The organism is Flavobacterium sp. LC2016-13, assembly GCF_009707955.1.
In the GTDB taxonomy this organism is placed as follows: domain Bacteria; phylum Bacteroidota; class Bacteroidia; order Flavobacteriales; family Flavobacteriaceae; genus Flavobacterium.
Genome location: NZ_WMDQ01000021.1, coordinates 1 through 21789, shown reverse-complemented (window position 1 = coordinate 21789; position 21789 = coordinate 1). Strand labels below are relative to the sequence as shown.

General features: G+C 28.6%; 21 protein-coding genes and 1 tRNA gene. 7 read left to right on the top strand and 15 right to left on the bottom strand.

Features of this window, described 5'->3' with window-relative positions; translation table 11 throughout:
• Nucleotides 1–108 precede the first annotated feature (108 nt).
• Nucleotides 109–945: a prolipoprotein diacylglyceryl transferase gene (lgt, locus tag GKZ86_RS24230; RefSeq protein ID WP_154785602.1), complete on the bottom strand. Its 837-nt coding sequence runs from the start codon at nucleotides 943–945 to the stop codon at nucleotides 109–111.
• Nucleotides 946–1628: 683 nt separating this feature from the next.
• Here lgt and GKZ86_RS24225 point away from each other — a divergent pair.
• The 3 genes from GKZ86_RS24225 to GKZ86_RS24215 all read left to right on the top strand — a co-directional run bounded on the left by GKZ86_RS24225 (nucleotide 1629) and on the right by GKZ86_RS24215 (nucleotide 5365).
• Nucleotides 1629–2294, top strand: a complete 666-nt coding sequence (locus GKZ86_RS24225) for a 4'-phosphopantetheinyl transferase superfamily protein (protein WP_154785601.1) — start codon at nucleotides 1629–1631, stop codon at nucleotides 2292–2294.
• A 68-nt stretch (nucleotides 2295–2362) separates the two neighbouring features.
• Nucleotides 2363–3073: a thioesterase II family protein gene (locus tag GKZ86_RS24220; protein ID WP_154785600.1), complete on the top strand. Its 711-nt coding sequence runs from the start codon at nucleotides 2363–2365 to the stop codon at nucleotides 3071–3073.
• 180 nt (nucleotides 3074–3253) lie between these two features.
• Nucleotides 3254–5365, top strand: coding sequence for an outer membrane beta-barrel family protein (locus GKZ86_RS24215; RefSeq protein ID WP_154785599.1), 2112 nt, complete (start codon nucleotides 3254–3256; stop codon nucleotides 5363–5365).
• Nucleotides 5366–5789: 424 nt separating this feature from the next.
• On the opposite strand, the gene GKZ86_RS24210 is transcribed toward GKZ86_RS24215, so the two are convergent.
• From GKZ86_RS24210 to GKZ86_RS24175, 8 genes are all read right to left on the bottom strand, one after another.
• Nucleotides 5790–6260, bottom strand: a complete 471-nt coding sequence (locus GKZ86_RS24210; RefSeq protein ID WP_154785598.1) for a hypothetical protein — start codon at nucleotides 6258–6260, stop codon at nucleotides 5790–5792.
• 408 nt (nucleotides 6261–6668) lie between these two features.
• Nucleotides 6669–7178 carry an STM3941 family protein gene (locus GKZ86_RS24205; protein ID WP_154785597.1) on the bottom strand — a complete coding sequence of 170 codons (510 nt, stop codon included), beginning with the start codon at nucleotides 7176–7178 and terminating at the stop codon, nucleotides 6669–6671.
• A 93-nt stretch (nucleotides 7179–7271) separates the two neighbouring features.
• The gene (locus GKZ86_RS24200) at nucleotides 7272–7979 is read right to left on the bottom strand and encodes a DUF6090 family protein (protein WP_154785596.1); all 708 of its coding nucleotides are present in this window, start codon (nucleotides 7977–7979) and stop codon (nucleotides 7272–7274) included.
• A 41-nt stretch (nucleotides 7980–8020) separates the two neighbouring features.
• The gene (locus GKZ86_RS24195; protein WP_154785595.1) at nucleotides 8021–8836 is read right to left on the bottom strand and encodes a DUF5694 domain-containing protein; all 816 of its coding nucleotides are present in this window, start codon (nucleotides 8834–8836) and stop codon (nucleotides 8021–8023) included.
• Between the two features lie 202 nt (nucleotides 8837–9038).
• On the bottom strand, nucleotides 9039–9884 hold the full coding sequence (locus tag GKZ86_RS24190; protein WP_154785594.1) for a hypothetical protein: 846 nt from the start codon (nucleotides 9882–9884) through the stop codon (nucleotides 9039–9041).
• A gap of 74 nt (nucleotides 9885–9958) precedes the next feature.
• Entirely contained in the window at nucleotides 9959–10807 is an 849-nt protein-coding gene (locus GKZ86_RS24185; RefSeq protein ID WP_154785593.1) for a hypothetical protein, read from the bottom strand.
• A gap of 71 nt (nucleotides 10808–10878) precedes the next feature.
• Nucleotides 10879–11712: a hypothetical protein gene (locus tag GKZ86_RS24180; protein ID WP_154785592.1), complete on the bottom strand. Its 834-nt coding sequence runs from the start codon at nucleotides 11710–11712 to the stop codon at nucleotides 10879–10881.
• 76 nt (nucleotides 11713–11788) lie between these two features.
• Complete coding sequence (locus tag GKZ86_RS24175) at nucleotides 11789–12622, bottom strand: hypothetical protein (protein WP_154785591.1); 834 nt, start codon at nucleotides 12620–12622, stop codon at nucleotides 11789–11791.
• 103 nt (nucleotides 12623–12725) lie between these two features.
• Here GKZ86_RS24175 and GKZ86_RS24170 point away from each other — a divergent pair, with 103 nt between their 5' ends.
• The 4 genes from GKZ86_RS24170 (at nucleotide 12726) to GKZ86_RS24155 (ending at nucleotide 17382) form a co-directional block, all read left to right on the top strand.
• The gene (locus GKZ86_RS24170) at nucleotides 12726–13013 is read left to right on the top strand and encodes a hypothetical protein (protein ID WP_154785590.1); all 288 of its coding nucleotides are present in this window, start codon (nucleotides 12726–12728) and stop codon (nucleotides 13011–13013) included.
• A 12-nt stretch (nucleotides 13014–13025) separates the two neighbouring features.
• A complete protein-coding gene (locus GKZ86_RS24165) occupies nucleotides 13026–15512 on the top strand; it encodes an Hsp70 family protein (protein ID WP_154785589.1) in 2487 nt (828 codons plus the stop codon).
• A 318-nt stretch (nucleotides 15513–15830) separates the two neighbouring features.
• On the top strand, nucleotides 15831–16925 hold the full coding sequence (locus GKZ86_RS24160; RefSeq protein WP_154785588.1) for an exopolyphosphatase: 1095 nt from the start codon (nucleotides 15831–15833) through the stop codon (nucleotides 16923–16925).
• 385 nt (nucleotides 16926–17310) lie between these two features.
• Nucleotides 17311–17382: transfer RNA gene (locus GKZ86_RS24155), tRNA-Glu, on the top strand.
• An 84-nt stretch (nucleotides 17383–17466) separates the two neighbouring features.
• Here the strand turns inward: GKZ86_RS24155 and GKZ86_RS24150 are convergent.
• The 6 genes from GKZ86_RS24150 to GKZ86_RS24125 all read right to left on the bottom strand — a co-directional run.
• A complete protein-coding gene (locus GKZ86_RS24150) occupies nucleotides 17467–17823 on the bottom strand; it encodes a hypothetical protein (RefSeq protein ID WP_154785587.1) in 357 nt (118 codons plus the stop codon).
• Between the two features lie 204 nt (nucleotides 17824–18027).
• Nucleotides 18028–18720, bottom strand: a complete 693-nt coding sequence (locus GKZ86_RS24145; RefSeq protein ID WP_154785586.1) for a hypothetical protein — start codon at nucleotides 18718–18720, stop codon at nucleotides 18028–18030.
• A gap of 221 nt (nucleotides 18721–18941) precedes the next feature.
• On the bottom strand, nucleotides 18942–19445 hold the full coding sequence (locus GKZ86_RS24140) for a hypothetical protein (protein WP_154785585.1): 504 nt from the start codon (nucleotides 19443–19445) through the stop codon (nucleotides 18942–18944).
• A 183-nt stretch (nucleotides 19446–19628) separates the two neighbouring features.
• Nucleotides 19629–19982: an IS1-like element transposase gene (locus tag GKZ86_RS24135; protein ID WP_228526652.1), complete on the bottom strand. Its 354-nt coding sequence runs from the start codon at nucleotides 19980–19982 to the stop codon at nucleotides 19629–19631.
• 218 nt (nucleotides 19983–20200) lie between these two features.
• Complete coding sequence (locus GKZ86_RS24130; protein WP_154785584.1) at nucleotides 20201–20908, bottom strand: DUF4262 domain-containing protein; 708 nt, start codon at nucleotides 20906–20908, stop codon at nucleotides 20201–20203.
• Nucleotides 20909–20922: 14 nt separating this feature from the next.
• Nucleotides 20923–21789 (bottom strand): RHS repeat-associated core domain-containing protein (locus GKZ86_RS24125; RefSeq protein WP_305069148.1); only part of this gene is annotated, 867 nt, incomplete at its 5' end.

Here is a 21789-nt window from a genome sequence, read left to right as displayed (position 1 = left end):
AAAAAGATATCCTTTTTAGAAGATAAAAGCGAAATACACTAAAGTGCATAGCTTTAACTATTTTTAAAGCCAATAAAACTCTCCTGATTTCAAAAAAATAAGTCCCGTTTACTTATTTTTTTGAATCACTTTTGACTTCAAAACAATTAAAATAATTCCAGCTACTATAAATGGCAAACTCAAAATTTGCCCCATGTTTAATGCCATACTATTTTCAAAAGAAACTTGATTTTCTTTAAAAAATTCAATAACTAATCTAGCTGAAAACAGCATAACCAAAAAATAACCAAAAATTAATCCCTCTGATTTATTATTGGTTTTAGATTTAAAAATAAAAAGTAAAACAGCAAATATTGTTAAATATGAAAAGGCTTCATATAATTGTGTCGGGTGCCTTGGAATCAAATCAACATCATCTCTTTGAAAAACCACACCCCAAGTACCGTTAGTAGGCTTTCCGTAAATTTCAGAATTCATAAAATTTCCAAACCTAATAAATGCAGCAGAAATGGGACTTACTATAGCAATTCTATCAAGCAACCAAAACAACTTAACTTTATGTTTTCTACAATATAAAAAGATTGCAATAAATACTCCTATCACACCTCCGTGACTTGCCAAACCCGTAAAACCAGTAAATTTATAGGCTCCATTTATTTCCTTTATGGGTAAAAGAATTTCTATTGGGTTATTAAAATAATAAACTGGTTCATAAAAAAAACAATGCCCCAATCTAGCACCTAAAATTGTTCCTAAAATAACATAAACAAAAAGATCCTCTAAACTTTGAAGAGGGATATTTTCGTTTTTATATATTCTTTTCATTATAAGATATGCTATAACTATACCCGTTGCAAAAAGCAATCCGTAGTATTTAATCGGAAAGGTATCAGTTATCCAAAAAATTACGGGGTCAACATTCCAATTAATTATTTTACTTTCCATTTTTTAAAATTATTTAACAAAAAAAAAATCAATTATCTTATAATATAATTTGTAAAGACCTATTTAGATTGATCTTTTTGTAATTCTTCTTTCTTTAAATTAACAAAGTAAAAATTATATTTTACGAATGTATAAAATAAAAATTAATTATATTATTATTATTCTTACATGTTCTCCGATTTAAATTGGAGTTTTTCTAACATTTGTCAAAATTTAAAACTTTCGAAATTTCACTTTTTTTTATAATGTTGATTCTTATTATTTTACCTGATTTTTTTGATTGAATTATGAGTACTATCAAGATTAAAATTCTCAAGGTTAGTTCTAAAAATAAATTAAATAATTCCTCAAAGACACTTAATTTACTCATTTTCGTTACTACATAGTAAACCAATTATCATAAAAAATAATATTCAAGAGTGCCTATTTTTAATTTATGCATTGTGTTATTTCAACGAAATCAACTTTTAAAGAAAATCCTTCTTGATTTTTTTTGAATTAACTGTAAAGTGTAATATTCTATATTCGTCTTTTGTTATATTTGCCGACTTGGAGTTCATTTTGTGTAATAATTTACAAAATTAATTGGGACAGGGTTCGAAAGAGGATCCATGCAGGGATTGGGAAGCTATGCAGTAAATAGTTTTTGCTTGGCCTTGCTTGAAAGTAAAAGAACATAAATTATGATAAGTATTTATTTTTCTAATATTGATGATGCTTTTAAAGCAGTTTCTTATGATTTATGTTTAAATCGCTTACCACTAAATATGAGTGAAGGAATTCGGCGATTTTATCAGGAAACTGATCGTAAATTGGGACTTCTCGGAAAAATGCTATTAACGTTTCAACTTCATAATTACAAACTTTTAGAAATATTATCTTTATCAAATATCCAATATAACGAATATGGAAAACCTTCATTTTTTCATTCTTTTGACTTTAACATTTCTCACTCAGGAAGAATAGCAGTTTGTGCAGTGTGTATTGAAGGTAGTATCGGAATTGATATTGAAGAAGTTAAAGAAGTAAATTTAGAAGAATACAATCAGCAGTTTAGCAGTAATGAATGGAAGATAATAACAAAGGATAAAGATCCAACATCTAAATTTTTTGAGTTTTGGACACGAAAAGAGGCGCTTGTAAAAGCAACAGGACTTGGAATCAGCATCTTCCACGAAATAGAGGTTATCCATGATATTGTTATCTATAACAACCAAACTTACAAAATAGAAACTATTTTTATTAATGACAAGTATAAGGCAAGTATAGCATCAAGCGGGAATGAAAAAAAAATTAAAATCGAAGAAATATTCTTTGATAATATTTCTAATATAGTAGAAAATAAGTAACCTGCTTTTTTATTGGAATTCCAAGAGAACATGGTATTATAAAATGGAAATAAGTAAAATTATAAAATATGAAAAGTTCTCAAAAGTATAAAGTTTTGTGTTTTAGTTTTGCAGGAGGAAATCAATATTCATTTGATACTTTTAAAAAAATAGCCCCTGATAACATCACATTTATTACAACTGATTACCCTGGAAGAGGAACTCGCATTGGAGAAAACCTCCTTTGTGAAGTTGATGATCTTGTAGAAGATATGTATCAACAAATTGATAATGAAATTGATTCTCCTTACATAATTTATGGCCACAGTATGGGAGGACTAATCTCCTATCTATTGGTTTTGAAGTTAAGATCGAAAGGAAAAAAACTTCCTGAAAGTATTTTTATAACAGGATGTCGTGCACCGTCTACGTGGGATAAAATGAAGAGATTAAAAAACCTAAATTATGAAGAATTTATTATGGAATTGAAGATGTTAGGCGGTATTCCTCATGAAATTTTAAATGACAAAGATTCTATGCTTTTTTTTGAGCCAATTCTAAGAGCAGATTTTTCTATTGTTGCAACAAGCGAATATAAGAAAGTGGAACCACTTTCTATTCCAATCAAAATAATAACTGGAACAAAAGAAGATATTAGTCAAGAAGATGCACTTAAATGGCAAGAAGAAACAACATTTCCATTAAGTTATAATCGTCTTGAAGGTGGTCATTTTTTCATCTTTGATCATCCTGAAAAAATTTTAGAAGAAATGAGTGAGTGTTTTCAAAATCGAAAATAAGATATCTTTAAAATATTGATTATTTTTGAACATTATTAAAAAAAAGATTATTACAAATCAAGGTTTGAATATTATATTAAATCAAAAAAATATTTTCACTATTATGTTTAACAAAAAGAGTTTTAATTTGTCTTATGACAAGAAATAATAATAATAATAATAATAATAATAATAATAATAATGAAAAAAAAGATTTTAGTTGTCATCATTAATTTAATTGGATTTAGTATTGGATTTGCTCAAGAAAAATCTAAAGGCATAAAGGAATTAGATGAAGTTTTGATTACTAAAAACAAAAAAGCAATTGAGCAAAAAGCAGATAGAACCATTTTTGATTTTTCTAGTCAAGCTCATTTAAATTCGGGTTCGGTACTAGAAGGATTAAAAAAATTACCAGGTTTAATAGTGTCTGAAGTGGCTGGAATGATGTATCAAGGAAAGCAATTAGATGTTTATATGGATGCACGTCCTTTGAATATTTCTTCCAATGAATTGAATGCATTTCTTGAAGGAATGCCTGCCAATGCGGTAGAAAGGATAGAAGTTATTACACAGCCTGGAGCCGAATTTGCTGCTACTTCAGGAGGTGCCATAATAAATATTATTACTAGCAAAAAATCCAAAAACTATTTGAGCGCAACCTATAGTTCAGGTTTGAATTTTACTACCTATGACAAATTAAGATCACGTTTTAACAACAGTTTACTTTTGAGTGCCAAAAACAAATACTTTGGATGGCAATTAAATCTTGGACAGAGTTATAGAGAAAGTAATTTGAAGTCTAGTATTACTAAGGATGAAAACGATGCAACTACTAATTTATCTCAAACTGATGCTGATAGAGTTACTAGAAGTAATTACGCAAAATCGGCATTGACTTTCGATTTCAAAAATGATAGATTATTACTCAATTATGATGTTAATTACAACAATAATGATGCTTTTATAGAAGGGAATGGTTTTGGATTTGTATCATCTTCAGACGTAAGTAAAACAAAGGTTTTAAGACAGGATGCTGTTGCAACTTATCAGAAAAGATTTAATGATAAGAATAAAAAATTAGACTTTAAATTTAATTTTGCACGAAATGATAACGATTTCAATTTGCAATCAGTAATTCTAAATACAGCCGTTTTAGATAATGTGGCTTTACAAGATTTCTATAATTTTAAAATTGATTATTCTCAACCTATCAAAATTTTAGACCAAGGGAAATTTAGCTTTGGAACTTTGTATGAAACCCTCTTTTTTGAAACTAAAAATAAAGGAATTACTAATTTAGATTACCAACGCAGAACAGCAGCAACTTACTTAGAATTACAATCTTCATGGGAAAAATTTGATTTTATTATTGGGGGTAGAACTGAAGATTATGCTATTTCAGGCAAAACCAATACATCCGATTTAATTCCGTTTAATCAATTTCGCTTTTTCCCCAATGCGAGTATGCAATATAATTTTGGACCACAAATATTTTTTAGTATCAATTACAATAAGAAAATAAGTTTGCCAAGTACTTCATCTTTAAATCCAAACAATACAAATTACCAAAATCAAAATATTAATTACTCAGGAAACCCACAATTGGAGGCTACTATTTTTGATAATTATGAAGTGAAAATTAGTGCTTTCGATTATGCTTTTATAGGATACAATGTGAGTTCAGCAAGAAATCAAGTGATTAATAGAGTACTACTTAATAATAATTTAGTTTCCAACACAAGCATTAACATTTCTGAAATAAAGATTCACAATTTCAACATAGGCCTGCCATTGCCTTATATGTTATTTACTAAAGGATTAAAAGAAACAATTAAGATGGATTTTAATCCTGATAAAATTAATTTTTTATATCTATACACTGGTTATCAGAAACATCAAATTCCAAATTTAAACACCAATGGTTATTGGATATTTAATTTGATGTCACAAGTTCTATTACCAAAAGAGATTAAATTTGTGACCAATTTCAATTATACAACCACTGGAGGAAATTATTATTATTTTAAAACAACCAAACCTTTTAGTAATAGTCTTGACATGAGTTTTTCAAAGAAATTTTTAGCAGGTCAATTATCGGTTTCTTTAAATTTTGATGACATTTTAAACACGAATCAACAAGGATTAACTTCGGTTGGCACACCAGTATTGCTCGAGAACAAATTTGATACTCGTCGATTTGGTTTTACTTTGAATTACAAAATTCCAACTAAAAACAAGTTGGCTAAAGAAGATCCTAATTTACTCAATAAAGATAAAAAAGAGGAAAACAGTAATACCATTATCAATTAATTTTTACAGCTTTCATCTACTAATTAAAATTTGATAAAAATGGAAATGTTACCAAAATGAATGTTTTTGATGAAAAGACTGAAGAATATAATTATGAATACAAACAACTATTGACAACAGCTGCTTTTGAAAACTAAAAAATTACCAAAATCAAGTGGCTTTATGTTATTCAAAAGTGCAATAATCATACATTTAAAGTCTTTAAATCATCAACAAAACGGTTCGAAAATTGTCCTGTTAGGGCTACTAAGACAAAGCTTCAGAGAAATCTGGAGCTTTTTTGGTTTTAACTATCTTTAGAACCGTCTTTTTCAACATCTCGTTGTGCTCACGAGCGGGACGCTCGCGCTAGTATGTAAATAACTTTACGATGCTTTAGATAGGAGTAGCTGTTACCAGCTGTTACTTTTGATTTGTATAACCACTATTTCCCAACTATATAAATAAAATAAAAAAATTCATGCTCATATTCCCTTTTTTTATTTTCACTTACAAATTTTATTATTGTCTTTGAATTCTCAAATATTTTGGTAATATTATTTTTCTCTTTAAGTGAAGATTTTTTTTTAAAACCCAAAGCTTTAATTTGATTTAGATAAAGTTTACATTTTTCAGAATTAAGAAATTGTAACCTTATATTGTTTATGTGATAATCTTCAGGATATGATAAAGTTAGAAAATAATAATTTCCATTTTTTTCAGTATATAGATATGTAGTTTGACCGCCATTTTTTTTATTATCTTCACTACAGAACTTCCATCCTTTTTTTGTCAGATCGTTATAAACTTCACTAATGAATACTCCTTTAAGGGACAATAGTTGTTTAATGGTTAGATTTTGACTATTTGCAATAGAAAATATAAAAAGAAAACAAATTAGAAGTGCCTTTTTCATAATTAATCATAATTTTTAGAAATTAACATCTTATAATTGCTGGTAACTAACTTATATGTGTAACAAAACCATACAAGGCCATCCAAATTCAGGTAGATATGTGTGATAAATTTCATACATTATTTATCTTTCAAATATATATATTTTTCACTACAAACTATCAAAGGGACTTTTAATTTGATTGATATCTTTTGGCACTTATATAAGTGTATATGCAAACAAAAAGTAGAGGAAAAATTAAGATACGCATTTTAAAATACTGTAAAGATCCAAGATAATCTGGTTAGATATTTGAATGCTTCTCGCTACTCAAAGAAAAAGCTTCAGAGAAATCTAGAGCTTTTTTGTTTTTAACTATCTTTATATTTAGCCCAAATCCATTGTAATAGCTTTTACACGACGACTTTATTAGTTTGGTTGTATGTTATCGTGGAAAATTTTAATTATTTCAGATTTATCGATTTTCAAATTGTCTAAACTTATAACTATTGGAGTCCCAAAAGTTTCGATGTGTTTGTTTATAACATTTTTTTTCAAACCACTGAGTCTATTCAAAATAATTTCATTATCCTTAATTCCTATAAGTAAATATTCGGAAAACTTATGTTTAATAATTTTAGCATGTGTGATATTTTTCCAAGAAATAATCCCAATTTCGGAAAAACTCATATAATCTAGAATTCCTTGATTATCTATTACTAACCCAGGCTTTTTAGCTATTATTTTCTTTAGGCTTGACCAAAAAAAATAACTTAAAAAAGGAATCGCAATGACCAAAACAATACTGAGCTTTAAAGAAATTTTTCCCTCAAGATAAAGTGAGTAGTAATATAAAACTACCAGAAATATCACAAGAACAGATATTATTAAAAGTGAAACAATCCTAGTTTTATTTATTTGAATTTCTAAAGTTCTCATGTTGTTGTTGTTTTAAGCTGTCGCATAACGTTCTACGAGTACAGCAGGCACTAACTTGCCACATTACCAAACGGCAGTTATGCATTCGCTTTTTTATTTATTCAACTCTTTTTCAATTTCTTTAATAAGTTCAATTGCTAATGGTTTTGTATTTTCGTTGTAAACTCTTATGTTATTCTTACCTAGTCTAACAAGAAATTCTATTGTCTTTTTAAATTTTGGGTCCGAATATAATTTCTCTTCAGGTTTATCAGCATTTTCTATCATTTTATCAAAACTCTTAAATAGAAAATCATTATAATATTTATCAACTTCATTAACTGCCGGTACAAATATTTGGTAATAATTCAAGATTTTCTGTTTTAATTTTTCGTCTTCAATGTAGCCTATTTTACCACTTGACTTAAAACCTTCATAATTAGCAATATTCATTTTTGGTCCATGTGAATAAATTGGGAAATTAACCTTATTTTTAGATTTATAAATACGGTCAAGTTGGAGAGGCGTTAATGCTAAAATTTTTTCATATTCCATGTTTGACTTTTGGTAAGCTTCCTTTTCATTGTCAATGTTTTCTATGTCATTCTTTAAATCATTCTTTAAATTAGCAAGAAACGCGGATACCTCTTCTTGTTGATACCTGTGTTCACTCCAACTGTGTAATCCTATTGAAAGCGTTACAGCAAAAACGATTATAAAAATTTCTATGATGATTTCTTTCACTTTCTCTCCCAAAGTGTGTTCTGTATTTTTCGCAGTTCTGTAAATTTTTTGAGTATGTTTTTGTACTTCTTCTTGCATAATTTAGTTTTGTAATTTTAACTCTATTTATTGGTGGTAGTTTATTTTAGTACACTATTTAATTCAACGAGTTCAAAGTCGTCGTTATTTTGTAGTAAGTGTTTTAATATAGGAATATGTCCTTGTCCAAATATTAGTATAACATATTTGTCATTTGCACTTATTTGATTCGTTATATTAGCGTAAATAGCAAGATTTCTTAAATACCAATCTGATACAGATTCTGCTCCTGCAAAATTTTTACCTGCTCCAATTTTTGCTATATATTTTAGATAAATTGATAAATTTCTTTTTAATTCCTCAGGTTTATTTATGTATTTTAAAACTTCGGTTATCGTACCTTTTTTCAATTGATTATCAAAATCACTTATCATTGCATTTGCCTGAGTTCCTAAATCTTTTAGCAAATAAAGTTGATTATTTTCTTTTGCGGTTGCAGCCATTAAGCTATCGTGCATTGCATAGAATTTGTCGATACAGTTTATTTGATTTAATTTTAATTTTTTACCTAACCTAAAACCAATTTGTTCTCTTTCTGAAACTGTAAGTTTATAATGACCTGTTAAATATAAATTATACAAACTATCGCTAGAACGTTGATTTTCAAATGGCTTTTCAATCATCACTTTAGTCGCTTTTGTTTGAGACAGAACATTCGTTAAATCTTCTAATTCACTTTGTCGCTTAGCACTTAAAAAATCGTCTGTCTTTAGTTCAAAATTATCTGTATGAGGCGTTTCGAAGTGAATTGTCCCGATTAACAAGATTTTAGTTTTATGTTTAGACTCTTGTCCAAAAGTTGTTGTTACAATTAAAAGCGTAATTAAAAATGTAGAAATTGTTTTAATGAAAGTCATTTTTTTTTAGTTTATTTTCTATTATTGTCATTCCGCCAAATTGCCAAAAACTTATTTATATGTATAACAAAACCACACAAAGCGGCTCAAATCGAGGCAGATATATGCGATAAGTATTACACATTCTTTATTTTCAAATATATAATTTTTCCATTATAAATCATCATGCCTTTTATTTTACTATTAAAATCAGTGCATAAAATTAATGGCTGGAGCATTTAGCAAAAAGAGCCACTACTTTTATAAGAGCAAGTACGATGAAAAAAATAGTTTTTCCGGACATGCCCGATGAATCACCTGATGAGTCTCTGTCAATACTGTTAGAAACAACCGCTTCTCTATTTCTGACCAAAATATCAGTTAAACTGGGATCATAGGCAACATATCCCTGCATTGCCGATATACAGCCCATATAAAAATCAGATAATTTATTGGCATTATAACGTACTGAAACAATGTTTACAAGACTTCTAATTTTATTATCGATCTCGATAGAACTAAAATAGGACAACAAAACAAAAAAACTTCTATATTCTACATACGCAATTGCAGCATTGTTTTCTGAATTGTTTTGGCTCAAATTTACGAGTATAGCGTCAAGTTTTCCGTTTAGTTTTTTATTCAATTGAAAAAGTGCATCTTCAGGAAAACAGTCTTTATAATCAAAAATATCATTGATGAAATCAAATTTATTCTGAGATAAATGCTGATCAAAAAACAAGACTAAATCATCATTAAGAAATTGATTTATAAAGGACTGAATCTTTTCAGAATCATATTCTCTTTGAGGTGAAGGAAAATTATGCCTGGAATAATTTTTTTTCGAAAACAAACTATACAAAATTCGGTTTGAAGCTATAAAATAAAGTTCTTCACGATATTCTTTTAAAGCCAAAATCAGATTATTGGCGACATTAACATCTATATCCGGATTAATTCTTTTTTCAACATTAACTTGCTTTTCTACTCGAATTATGTCTTCTGGCGAAAATAATAGAATATTGTTTTTATCTATCTTTAATTCTTCAAATAACTCTATTATGTTCATCCTTAATGCTAATTTTAAAGCACAAACATAACCTTTTTAACTCTTTTGCAAAAGATTGAACAAAAAAATAAATTTTAGTGGCATGCAGATTTATTTAAAACTACCAAAAGAAAGATAACAACAAGAACTATTTGTATAACACGATATACTTTTTCGCTGTCATTCTCATTCTCATTATCTTTTATTGATGCAAGTAAAAGATCTTTATTATTAACCAGAGTTTTAGTCATCTTTTCATTAAAAGCATTATAAAATGCCATCGATTTTATGACACTTATAAAAAAAATGTTGCTCGGATTTTTTTTATAAGATCTAACAACCAATAATAAGAGATTATCCATTTTTCTATCTAATTCAACCGTTGCAAAATGAGATAGTAAATCATAAAAAGTGCTGTATTTAATATATCCAATATTAGAAAAATCACTTGTGGTCGAAACAGATAACTGAGAAACAGCAAAATCAAGTTTAGAAAAAACAAGTGAAGCCATTTTGTAGATAATCTCTTCAGGAAAATAGCTTTTTAAATCTAAGAGAAGGTTAAGTTCCTGTAAATTATCATAAGTGTTTTTTGAAAGTTTAAAACTGAAAAAAGAAATCAAATCATCTGCTAAAAAAAGAGAAATAAAGCCTTTAATTTTTTCATCAGAAACCGTCAGATTGTAATTTGAAAAATCATTTTTGGAGAAATTATTATGTGTGAAAAAATTAAAAAGAATATGATTTGACATTACGAACAACAGCTCTTCTTTGTATTCTTTCAATACAGTAATTAAATTTTCACTTGTTTTAGAATCTATTTCCGTATTTATTCTTTTCTCAGCATTAACTTGCTTTTCGACTCGTTTAATGTCTTCTGTTGAAAATAATAGAATATTGCTTTTGTCTATTTTTAATTCATCAAATAATTCTATTATGTTCATTCTTAATACTAGTTTTTGAAACACAAACATAATCTTTTTAACACTTGCAAAAGCTTAAACAAAAAAATAAATCAGGAGCATCTACTTACCAAAAAAGGTATAATAGCGCATATTAAACCAATAAAGATGCTGAATGCGGGATGAGTTTTCTTATCTTGTTTTAACTCGGGCTTATACACAGCGGCACCATTTTTAGCTAAAACTTCATTTATATTTTCATTAATTGCCCTATAAAATGCCATTGATTGTATAACAGAAGTAAAAAAAACGGTATTTGTTTTTTTAATATAAAATTTAATAACCAACGACAATAAATTACTTATTTTTTGATCTGATTCAACCGTGGTAAAATGCGATAATAAATTATAAAAGGTTCTGTGTTTAATATAAGCGATATTTGAAAATTCTTTACGCTCCAAAACAGTCAATTGAGAAATAGCAAAATCAAGTTTAGAAAAAACAAGTGAACGCATTTTATAGATAACTTCTTCGGGAAAATATCTTTTTAAATCTAATAGAAAATCAAGTTCTTCTAAATAATGAAACCAGCCTTTTGACAACTTTAAACTGAAAAAAGAAATCAAATCATCGGCTAAAAAAAAGGCAATAAAGTGTTTTATTTTTTCATCTGAAACAGCCAAATCATAATTTGAAAAATGATTTCTGGAGAAATTATTATGCGTGAAAAAATTAAAAAGAATACGATTCGACAATACAAACAACAGTTCTTCTTTGTATTCTTTTAATGCCAAAATTAAATTTTCACTTGTATTAGAAGCTATTTCCGGGTTTAGTCTTTTTTCAACATTAACTTGCTTTTCGACTCGCCTAATCTCTTCTGTTGACAATAATAGAATACTACCTTTATCTATCTTTAATTTTTCAAATAATTCTATTATGTTCATTTTTAGTACACCTTTTTAAACCATAAAAATAATATTTTTAACTCTTCTGTAAAATTGAATAAAAACAATTTCAGCGTTATTTGCATATCAAAAAAAGGATAACAGCAAAAATCATGATTGCAATTATTATTTTGACGACAGGTGGCATTATGGCATTTTCAACATCTTCTTCTAACGCAGGTATTGCATCGCTGTTTTCAGCAAGAACTTTAGTGATATTTTCATTAAACGCATTATAAAATGCCATCGATTTTATGACAGAACCAAAAAAAACGCTGCTCGTATCTTTATTATAAGATTTAATAACCATTGACAATAGATTACTCATTTTTTGATCTGATTCAATCGTTGCAAAATGGGATAATACATTATAAAAAGCTTTAAATTTAATATAAATGATGGCAGAATATTTATTAGTATTCAAAACAGCCAATTGAGAAATAGCAAAATCAAGTTTAGAGAAAACAAGTACCGTCATTTTATAGATAATCTCTTCAGAAAAATATCGTTTAAAATCTAATAGAAAATCAAGTTCTTCTAAATTTTCAAAAGTATTTTTTGAGAGTTTTAAACTGAATAAAGAAATCAGGTCAACTGATAAAAAGAGCGTAATAAAGTGTTTGACTTTCTCATCAGAAATATTCGGATTGTCAGTAAAAAAATATTCTTTGGAGAATTTATTTTGCGCAAAAAAATTCAAACAAATACTATTCGACATCACAAAGAAAAATTCTTCTTTATATTCTTTCAATGCCAAAATTAAATTTTCACTTGTATTCGAATCTATTTCCGGGTTTATCTTTTTTTCGAAGTTTATTTTTTTCTCAATTCTGATATAATCTTCAGAACCAAATTCTAAAATCTGATCCTTATTTAAATCTAATGAAGAAAACAATTGTATGATATTCATGGTCTTCTAAAATAATTAAGGCATTGATAAAAAATAATATTGATCATTACTATCATATTAAATAAATTGTAAATTGCTGATCTATAAAAATCCAATTTTAAAAATGAATACAATAATAAATCAACTGTTTGAAATTGAAAAAAAAGCGTTAGAACAAAACTTTAACGGTTTCGAACGCAATCTAAAAAGAATTTATAATGAATTGGAAGAAAAAGGATATAAAATTATAAATCCTTTGGGAACTAATTATGATGAAAGAGACAGCTCTATTGAGGCAAACATTCTTAATTCAAATTCTAAGAAAATAACCAAAGTTATTAGGCCCACAATTTACAAAACAGAAAACGACACGTTGCAACTGGTTCAAAAAGCAGTAGTTATAGTAGAATAATAGCATCATTATATGAAGAATATCAATATCGGAATTGATTTAGGAACAACGAATTCAGGAATTGCAAAATACGAAAATGGAAAAATCAGTATTTATAAAAATCCTGTTGGGTTCAAGGATACTATTCCGTCTGTAGTTTCATTTCGAAAAGGACGCATTCAAATAGGCGAAAAAGCAAGAGAACACAGCGCAACAAATGCCGAAAATGTATTCTCTTCTTTTAAACGAAAAATGGGATCTGATGAAGTTTATTTCATCAAAGATATCAATGAAAATCGCAGCCCAATTGAACTGTCTTCGATGGTTTTGAACGAATTAATTAATTTCGCTCAAGGCGAAAGTTTAAAATCTGCCGTTATTACGATTCCGGCTTCTTTTGACACAATTCAGTCTAATGCCACCAAAAAAGCAGGTTATCAGGCAGGTTTTGAAGAAATAGTGTTGCTTCAGGAACCTATTGCTGCTTGTTTGGCTTATTCAAATTCTTTAAACATAGAAATTACATCAGATAAAAAATGGCTGGTTTATGATTTTGGAGGAGGAACTTTTGATATCGCATTAGTAAATATTAACGAGCGCGATCTTAAAGTATTTGATCATAAAGGCAATAACTTTTTGGGAGGTGTCGATTTAGATACTTTATTTGTTGAAAAAATAATATGTCCGAAAATCGAAAAAGAAACCCAGGAAAATAATCTTTGGTCAAAACTAATTTCTAAAGAAAACCCTGTTTATAATAAACTCTTTTTTGAACTTCTCTACAAAGCAGAAGAAGCAAAAAAAGAACTTTCGATAAAAGAAATCTCAAGTATTGAAATTGATTTTGACGAACTTTCAATCTCATTAGACATAGATATTAGTCGAAAAGAATTTGAACTGATCATTCAGCCTAAATTTGAAGAATCGTTTCATTTGGTTGAAAAATTAATCAAAGAAAATCAACTGGATTTTTCAGATATAGAACGCATTATACTTGTTGGCGGTACTACTTACATTCCGTACATACGCCAGCAATTGCACGAGCGAACTCAAATTCAGGTAGAAACGAGTCTGGATCCCACAACCTCAGTAATAATTGGAGCAGCTTATTATGCAGGTTCTAAACCTTCGGAATTGAGTGATGAAGTGGTTGTAAATGAGCCTGTATCTGAAGAAAATAGTATTCAGGTTGAAACCATTTATGAACCACATTCTAAAGACTCTGAAGAACTAATTGTGGTACTTTTAGAAGAATCATTTGAAGGATATTACAGAATTACCCGCGCAGATGGTGGTTTTGATACCGGTCTTTTGAAAGCGAATAAAAAAATAGCCGAATTTGTTCCTTTATTACAAAAAACAACCAATCAATTCACGTTATTTTTATTCAATAATCAGCAAAAACAGGTATTTAGCAACTCGAATATTCAAATTACAAACGGATTGTACAGTATTCTGGGACAGCCAATTCCGAATGATATTTGTTTGGAATTAGACGAGGAAACAGGAAAAAGTCACATGGAAATTATCTTTAAGAAAAATGATATTTTGCCGCTAAAGAAAACAATTTACAAAACCTGTTCTAAAAACATATTAAGAAACTCTGACCAAAAACTTATTATAAATGTAGTTGAAGGAAATGCCGGAAATATGGCGGGCAGTAATCTTTCTATTGGCTATATTGAAATATGCGGCAGTAATTTTGAGCAGGATCTTTTAAAAGGAATGGATATTGAGCTGAATTTTAAAGTTTCGGAGTCACGAGATCTAAGCATTGATGTTTATATAAGTGCTCTTGATTTAGAAATAAGTGAAGTCTTTAATCCGCATCAGAGAAAAATTTCGATTGAAAAATTATCATTGGAAATTAAGAATGCTTTAGATACTATTTTAGAAGAAATAAGAAGTGAAGAACACAATGAGAATTATGAGTATTTAGCTAAATTAAAAAGATCTCAGGAATCGTTAACCATTCTTTATAACGAGGCATTAGAAAATAAAAATGATGCTATTACAGATAAAAAATATCAAATCGATGAATTGAAGAAAATCTACATTCAGGAATTTGATGATCTTGTTCGACACAAACACATATTATCTGAGCTTGAAGAATACAATAATATAAAAGACAGCCTTTCTTTTTATATTGAAAAAGGCAGTCCCCGCCAAAAAGAAGAATATGAAAAGATCATAAAAAACGAAAAAGAAGTATTGCAGTCAAGCAATAAATATTTGATTCGTAAAAAGAAAAAAGAACTCGAAGATTTGTTAGAAAACATCTATAACAATCAAGACGAAAGCTATATAGATTATTTTTATTATTTGCGTTTTGAAGATCCAAGTGCCTTCAAAGACAAATCTAAACATGGTAAACTGATAGAATTAGGAGAAAAAGCAATTGACAATTCTAATCTGGTTGAATTAAAATCGATCTGTCACCAACTTTATAGTTTATTGATTGTTAAACCCAAAAGAAGAGATGACTTTAATACATTTGACGGAAATCTTGGAATAAAATAATTTGTTTAAAAGCTTTAGAGAAATCTGAAGCTTTTTTGTTTTACAATAGTTTGTGTCTTTTCAACCTCAACGATTTTCAACTATTCCGCTGATTATTCTTTTTCGATAGAAATATAAAATCACATACCAATTACATCAAAACAATACCTTAATAATTAAATAATATGTTTTCTTGATAACCGAGTTTATATTAGTAAATGTTTTTATAAATTTGCAATCTTGTAATGAAACCCATTATTTTGAATTCAAAATTATGACTTTCACATAATTACATTAAAATCTTTATTCAAAATTATATTCCAACAATAATTAAATCCAATGTTTAAGAAAAACAAACCCCAAATTCTAATTTTTATTCTTTTAAATTTATTTTTTTCCATCAATTCATTTTCTCAAAAAAATCTTTATGCAGGAATTGAAATCGGACGCAGAGCTATAAAAACTTCTGTTCTTGACGTAAACAATATTAAGAAAGCAGATTATAAAATTCTATACTTCTCAAATGACAGAATTAGTCTTGCCGATCATATTATTGCAAGCGGTGAGATTCCTCAGGACGACATCAACAAAACGAGTGCAATAGTTGTTGAGCAATTGAAAAAAATAAGAGAGGAATTTAAAGTTCCGGAAGCAAATATATTTATAGTTGCGGCTCCTGTTTTTGCAACTGCACGCAACGTTGACGCTTTAAAAAATAAAGTTGCTACTCTAACAAACAAAAGCATTGATGTAATTAATGTTGATGAAGAACCTAAAATACTAGTTAAAGGCGCAATACCTCCTGTTGATTACTCGAATGCGTTATTACTTGATATTGGAGCTCAAACTACCAGAGGCGGTTATATTGATGAGCTTAAAGACAACAAATTAGAGTTTACACCTTTAGAGCTTGATTTTGGAACTATGACGCTTACTGACGCAATACAAAAAACGGTTGTAAATCAGACTCAGGTTAATGATATGTCGACGTATCAGGAAAAATCTTTTGATTTTAACCCGGTTTTGCGTAAAAAAGTAAAAGAACTGCTTGATGCAAATCCTGCTTTAGCTAAAAAAGAAAAAATCTATTTATCTGGTGGAGCTGTTTGGGCTTTTGCAACGCTATATTATGATGAAAACGTTAAAGATCATTATATTTCTTTAACTCTGGAAGACGTTATTAATTATGATGCAATCCTGAAAAATAATTTTGTTAAGTTTACTAACCTTGCCAAAACGAATAAAGAAGCAGCAAGAGTTTTGAGCACTTATGATCAGAAATACCTTATTTCTGCCAATAACATACTAGTAACTTTGTTGGAAAGTATTCCAAATTTAGCGACAAAGAAAATATATTTTGTAAAAGAAGGACAAGTAACATTACTTATCTCAAATATTGCAGATCATTCTAAAAAAGTAAATACTAATTTCTAAAGAGTTTTTACCATTATTACAAAGCTTCAGAGAAATCTGGAGCTTTTTTATTTTGTGTTTATAAGTAAAATGTTCGTATCAGATTTAAAAAAAAAGCGTGAAAATACAATTAAAACCATAAAAATATTCTTTCAAAACGATCGATTGGCAATATAATTTTAAATTTTATTGAAAGTGATAAAAAGAGAAAAAGAACTTCTTTATCACTTTTTTTGAGCAAAACAACCAATTATTAATCAAACAAATACATCTTAACTAATCTAATTTGTTTAGTATTTATTGTTTCTAAAATATGCCGCTTTCAGAATAACTGAAAAATTTTTAGGAAAAATATTTTTGTGTATTTTAAAATTAATTGCATTTTTGCACCCGCATTAAGAAAGTAGGCCCGTTCGTCTATCGGTTAGGACGCATGGTTTTCATCCATGTAAGAGCGGTTCGATTCCGCTACGGGCTACTAAGAAAAAGCTTCAGAGAAATCTGGAGCTTTTTTGTTTTTAAACAATTTATCTAAAAGTCACACAAAGGTTTTTACGAAATTTCAACCTTCATGAGAACCGGGAAAACGAGAATTAGAACCTGCAATAAAAGACTCATTAATTTCGCTTAGCAACTCAAATTCATCTACAGGAAACAACTGCACTACAACTTCTAAAATAAGAGCCACATTAATAGATTGATTTTTGACTGTTTCTGAAATTTTTGGAGCTTCATGATCTAGTGCCAGAATACATAATTTAAGCATGTTGGTAATAACACAACCAAGCTCATAATAATTTAACAATTTGATTTCGGCAGTATAAAACTCTGTTTTGTCATTTGGCGACTTTAAAGTATTTAAATACTGACTCATTAGTTTTCTGAGATACTCTAAATTTTTAGTCTCTTTTGTTTCCATTGAATTATCTTTTATAATAATTCAAAGTTTGACATATTTTTTTCAAAAGTGGTTATCTTATATGATAACCTAAAAAAATAAAACAAAATCGATTGTTAATAGTTTGAAAATCAAGTTTAAAAAAAGTAACATATCCAGAAAAGGGAAATGCCAATACATTATAAATCGATCACATCGAATTATTTAAGTTTTTAAGTCTGAGTATTACCTCAAATTTAAAAGCACTAATTGATTGTGAATGGTTATTAATTCCTGCATCGATTTTTTTAAATCTGCCGGCATATTATCAATCTTGTTTTGCTTGGTAGAAAATTCATTTTCATCCTGGTAATGTGTAATACTTACTAAAAGATTTTTATCCTGAAAAGCAGGCAATCCTGGAAAATCATTTTCAGTCATTTCGCTTACCCAAAGCGTTATATCTTCTATTTCTACATTTTTAAGGAATGGAAGATATGTAGTATCAAATAGGTTAATAACCTTTTCGAGAGTGCTATTACAAATATAAAAATCGACAACGGTAAATCTTTTATCCGTTTTTAATAATTTGCTATTAATTTCCTTTTTTAATGGTTGCAATAGATAAACATTATCAGAATTTATCATCATGTCATTTGCTCCTTTGCCATGTTCTTTCCAAGTTGTACTATTAATATAAAAATCATTCAAAAAAGTTAATCTGGTTTTCATATCAGTAAAACCACGAAACCAAACAAATCTGTCGTTTACATTATTAACTTTGAATTCTCCCAATGTATATCCACCAAGGTCATTCATTGGAGCAACAAATTTCGAGTGAAAATAATCACCGAACTTCTCCGTTAAATTTGGTTTTAATAAATAATTTCTAATCTCTAATACTTGTATGTTTTCTGAATTTTGTTGGGCTAGATTCATATTAGTTTTTTTTGTTGTAAATAGATATATTTAAGATACTATAAATATACTATTATTGATTGTCAGTTTTTGCAGATTTTGATTTTATAAGACATAAAAAAACTCGCATGAATGCGAGTTTTTTTATGTCTTATATTCTGTTTATTTTATTTGTTTTTTATCTAGAATACACAGCAGCTACACTTTGCATAACTGGTTCCAAAAAATAAACAATTGATACATTACCGCTTATATCCTTTTTTTACCTTATTCAAAGTTACTTTACATATCTTATCTTTTACTTTATAATGATGATAGGACAATATTATTTGTTGTTTTCCAATTTTTTCTATTTTATATTCTTCTTTACTCCAGACAAATGTTGAATCATTTTTTACACTCCAAGTCCTTTCTTTACTAATTATATCTCCATCATTATTAAATAAATTAAATCCTTTATATGTCCTTAAATATTTATCATAATTTCCATTCTGATAAAATTTAAAATAAACTCTACTCTGAATACAATCATTATTATATTTCCAATATTCACTTTCATTTGTTATAAAAGTATTTTCTAATTCATGTTTTTTTCCACATGAGACAAACATAATAAATGCTACTAAAAGATTTTTTTTATTCATCAATTTCTTTATATTTAATTGGATATGTTTTGCCTTTATACAAAATTCCAGACTCCACTGACCTTTTGGTGCAGGGCCATAATTTTCTCCTTGTCGTCTCATCTGAAATCTACCTTTATTTGTTTCATTGAATGAGCAAAGTCGGAGACATTTGCGCAGCGTTGACGATGAAGTATTCTTTGTGGAGCGGGGCATTTTTTAGTATGCAAAATGTACTCAACAATGAATCCAGAAGCAATTAAACCTCACTAATTTTACAAAAAAAAATAAAAAAACTGCGCAAAGTCAGAGACATTTGCGCAGTTTTTCATTAGGACCTCTTCGAAGAGCGGGGGGCTGATTAATAGTTTTAGCAATTGATACAATTCTTTTTAACAAGGTTGTGGTTGAAATTTTTAATATTCTCGCAGTACTTCTTATTCCAAAACCTTCTTTGGTATACTGGATAATATTTTTGTCTACATCAGACTTATAAGCCATATAAGTGTAATTTTCTATAAATCGTTTACCACAATTTTTACAATAATATTGCTGTTTTTTATTTTTAGTTGTACCGTTTTTCGACACTTTTTTCTCTCTACATCTTGGACAATTCATACCATCACTAACTCTGGAACACGAAGTAGCATTTTTGCTCATTTTATTTCTTTTAAGGCAATACTAAAACAAAAAAGATGAGCAGTACTGCTCATCTTTAACTTATTTTTTTTCTAATAATAATTCTATTTCAACATGTTAGAAATTAAAAATTTCATATCACTAACTGTGAAACACTGCCGTAACTTCTATAAAATCCAAAAGCCACTCCGTAATGGAATGGCTTTTTCTTACTTTATATTTTCATCATTTTTAAAACTCTACCAGTTTTGCCATTCAGAATCTTTATTATCTCTCCACAAACCTTCGCCTACAGCTAAATTTAAAATAGGTTGTAACGTATTATCAATTCCTAAGATTGTTCCTAATGAAACTATTCTTATATCTTCTTCTTTTACATCTGGTCCTGGTTTTGAAAACATTTCCCAAACATGTTCTTCCCATCTAGTAAGTTCAGTTATTGTTTTACCTTGTAGAGAATCAATATTAGTAATTATATAAGAATTCTTAGGAACATTGAAATTCCAATCTAAATCTAACCATTTCCAAATAGGGTCATCTGTTATTTTAAATTCTGACATTAATGGTATATCCATTGTTCTATTTACGGAAATAATCTGATAAGCGGTAATTTCATCTAAATTATAATAATCATAAACACCTATCATTAGTTTTTTACTCCAAGATGAATCCACTTTACTTAAATAATAAACATTATTTTCAGATAGTTTGAATTCGGATTCAATCTTATGTCCAGATTTCAATTGATTGTATATATATCTAAAAATTGCTTCATTATCTTTTACAGAAATAAATCCTCCAGCGATAATAAGTTCGAACCCTAACTTTTCAGTTAAACCAATAGTATAGGAAAATTCAGGATGCTGTCCTCCATTTACAAGTGTAAGATGATATTCATTATCATGAATGTTAGTCTTAATAATATTTAAAAATTCGCTTCTAGTCATTATTTTATTTTAGTTTAATCTTTACTATGCAAATAAGTGTGGCAATCTTTACAAACAGGAACTGATTCTTTTCCACCATCTGCATGTCTGTCAGGGTAATGGTGCGATTCTGTATCTTCTGCTTTTGTTTCATTACCACAGTTCGCACACTTATTGTCATTTTCTTCTCTTTCTTTTGCTTTTCCCTTCGCCGTCTTAACTCTTTGTTTATCTCTATCAGCAGGAGCAACAGTACCTTTTCCTCTAGCAGATTTTTCAAGCTTTCCTGCCGTACCTCTTGCTGTTGGTTCTGCAGTTGCAGGTTTTGCATTATCAACAGCTTTTTCCATTGCATTTTTTGGAACTAAGTCAGTCTTCACATCAGAACCACTCGATACGGCTTCTGCAAGCTTACTAACAAAATCGCCAACAAAATTACCAACTGTTTCCCAAATGCTAATTCTAGGTACAGCTTCTACAGTCATACCTTCTAACGCAATACTCATTTCAGGTGCAACACTTTCTACTGGTGCAAACTCTACTTCTACAGAAAGAATAGGAGAAACTAGTTCTAAGCCTTCTAATTCCCTACCCAATCCCATTTTATTCTCTTGGAATGCATAAGTTGAGTTATAAGTGTATTTCTGTGCTAACGGGTCAATACACATAAACCTACCAATAGCAGGGTCATAATTTCTCCACTTAAAGCTATCCCAGTTCAATCCTAGCTCGTCCTGACGCTCTTGTCCCTGATACTTATACTTATTATTAGTTGCCACATAATCATTATATCCTTTGTGTTTCAATCCGAAAGGATAATAATTGTTTTCTTCGATAATTTCAAGAACTTGGGTTGTTGGGTTCTTTGCAAAACTTACTCGTATGTTGCCTAAATGATCCTT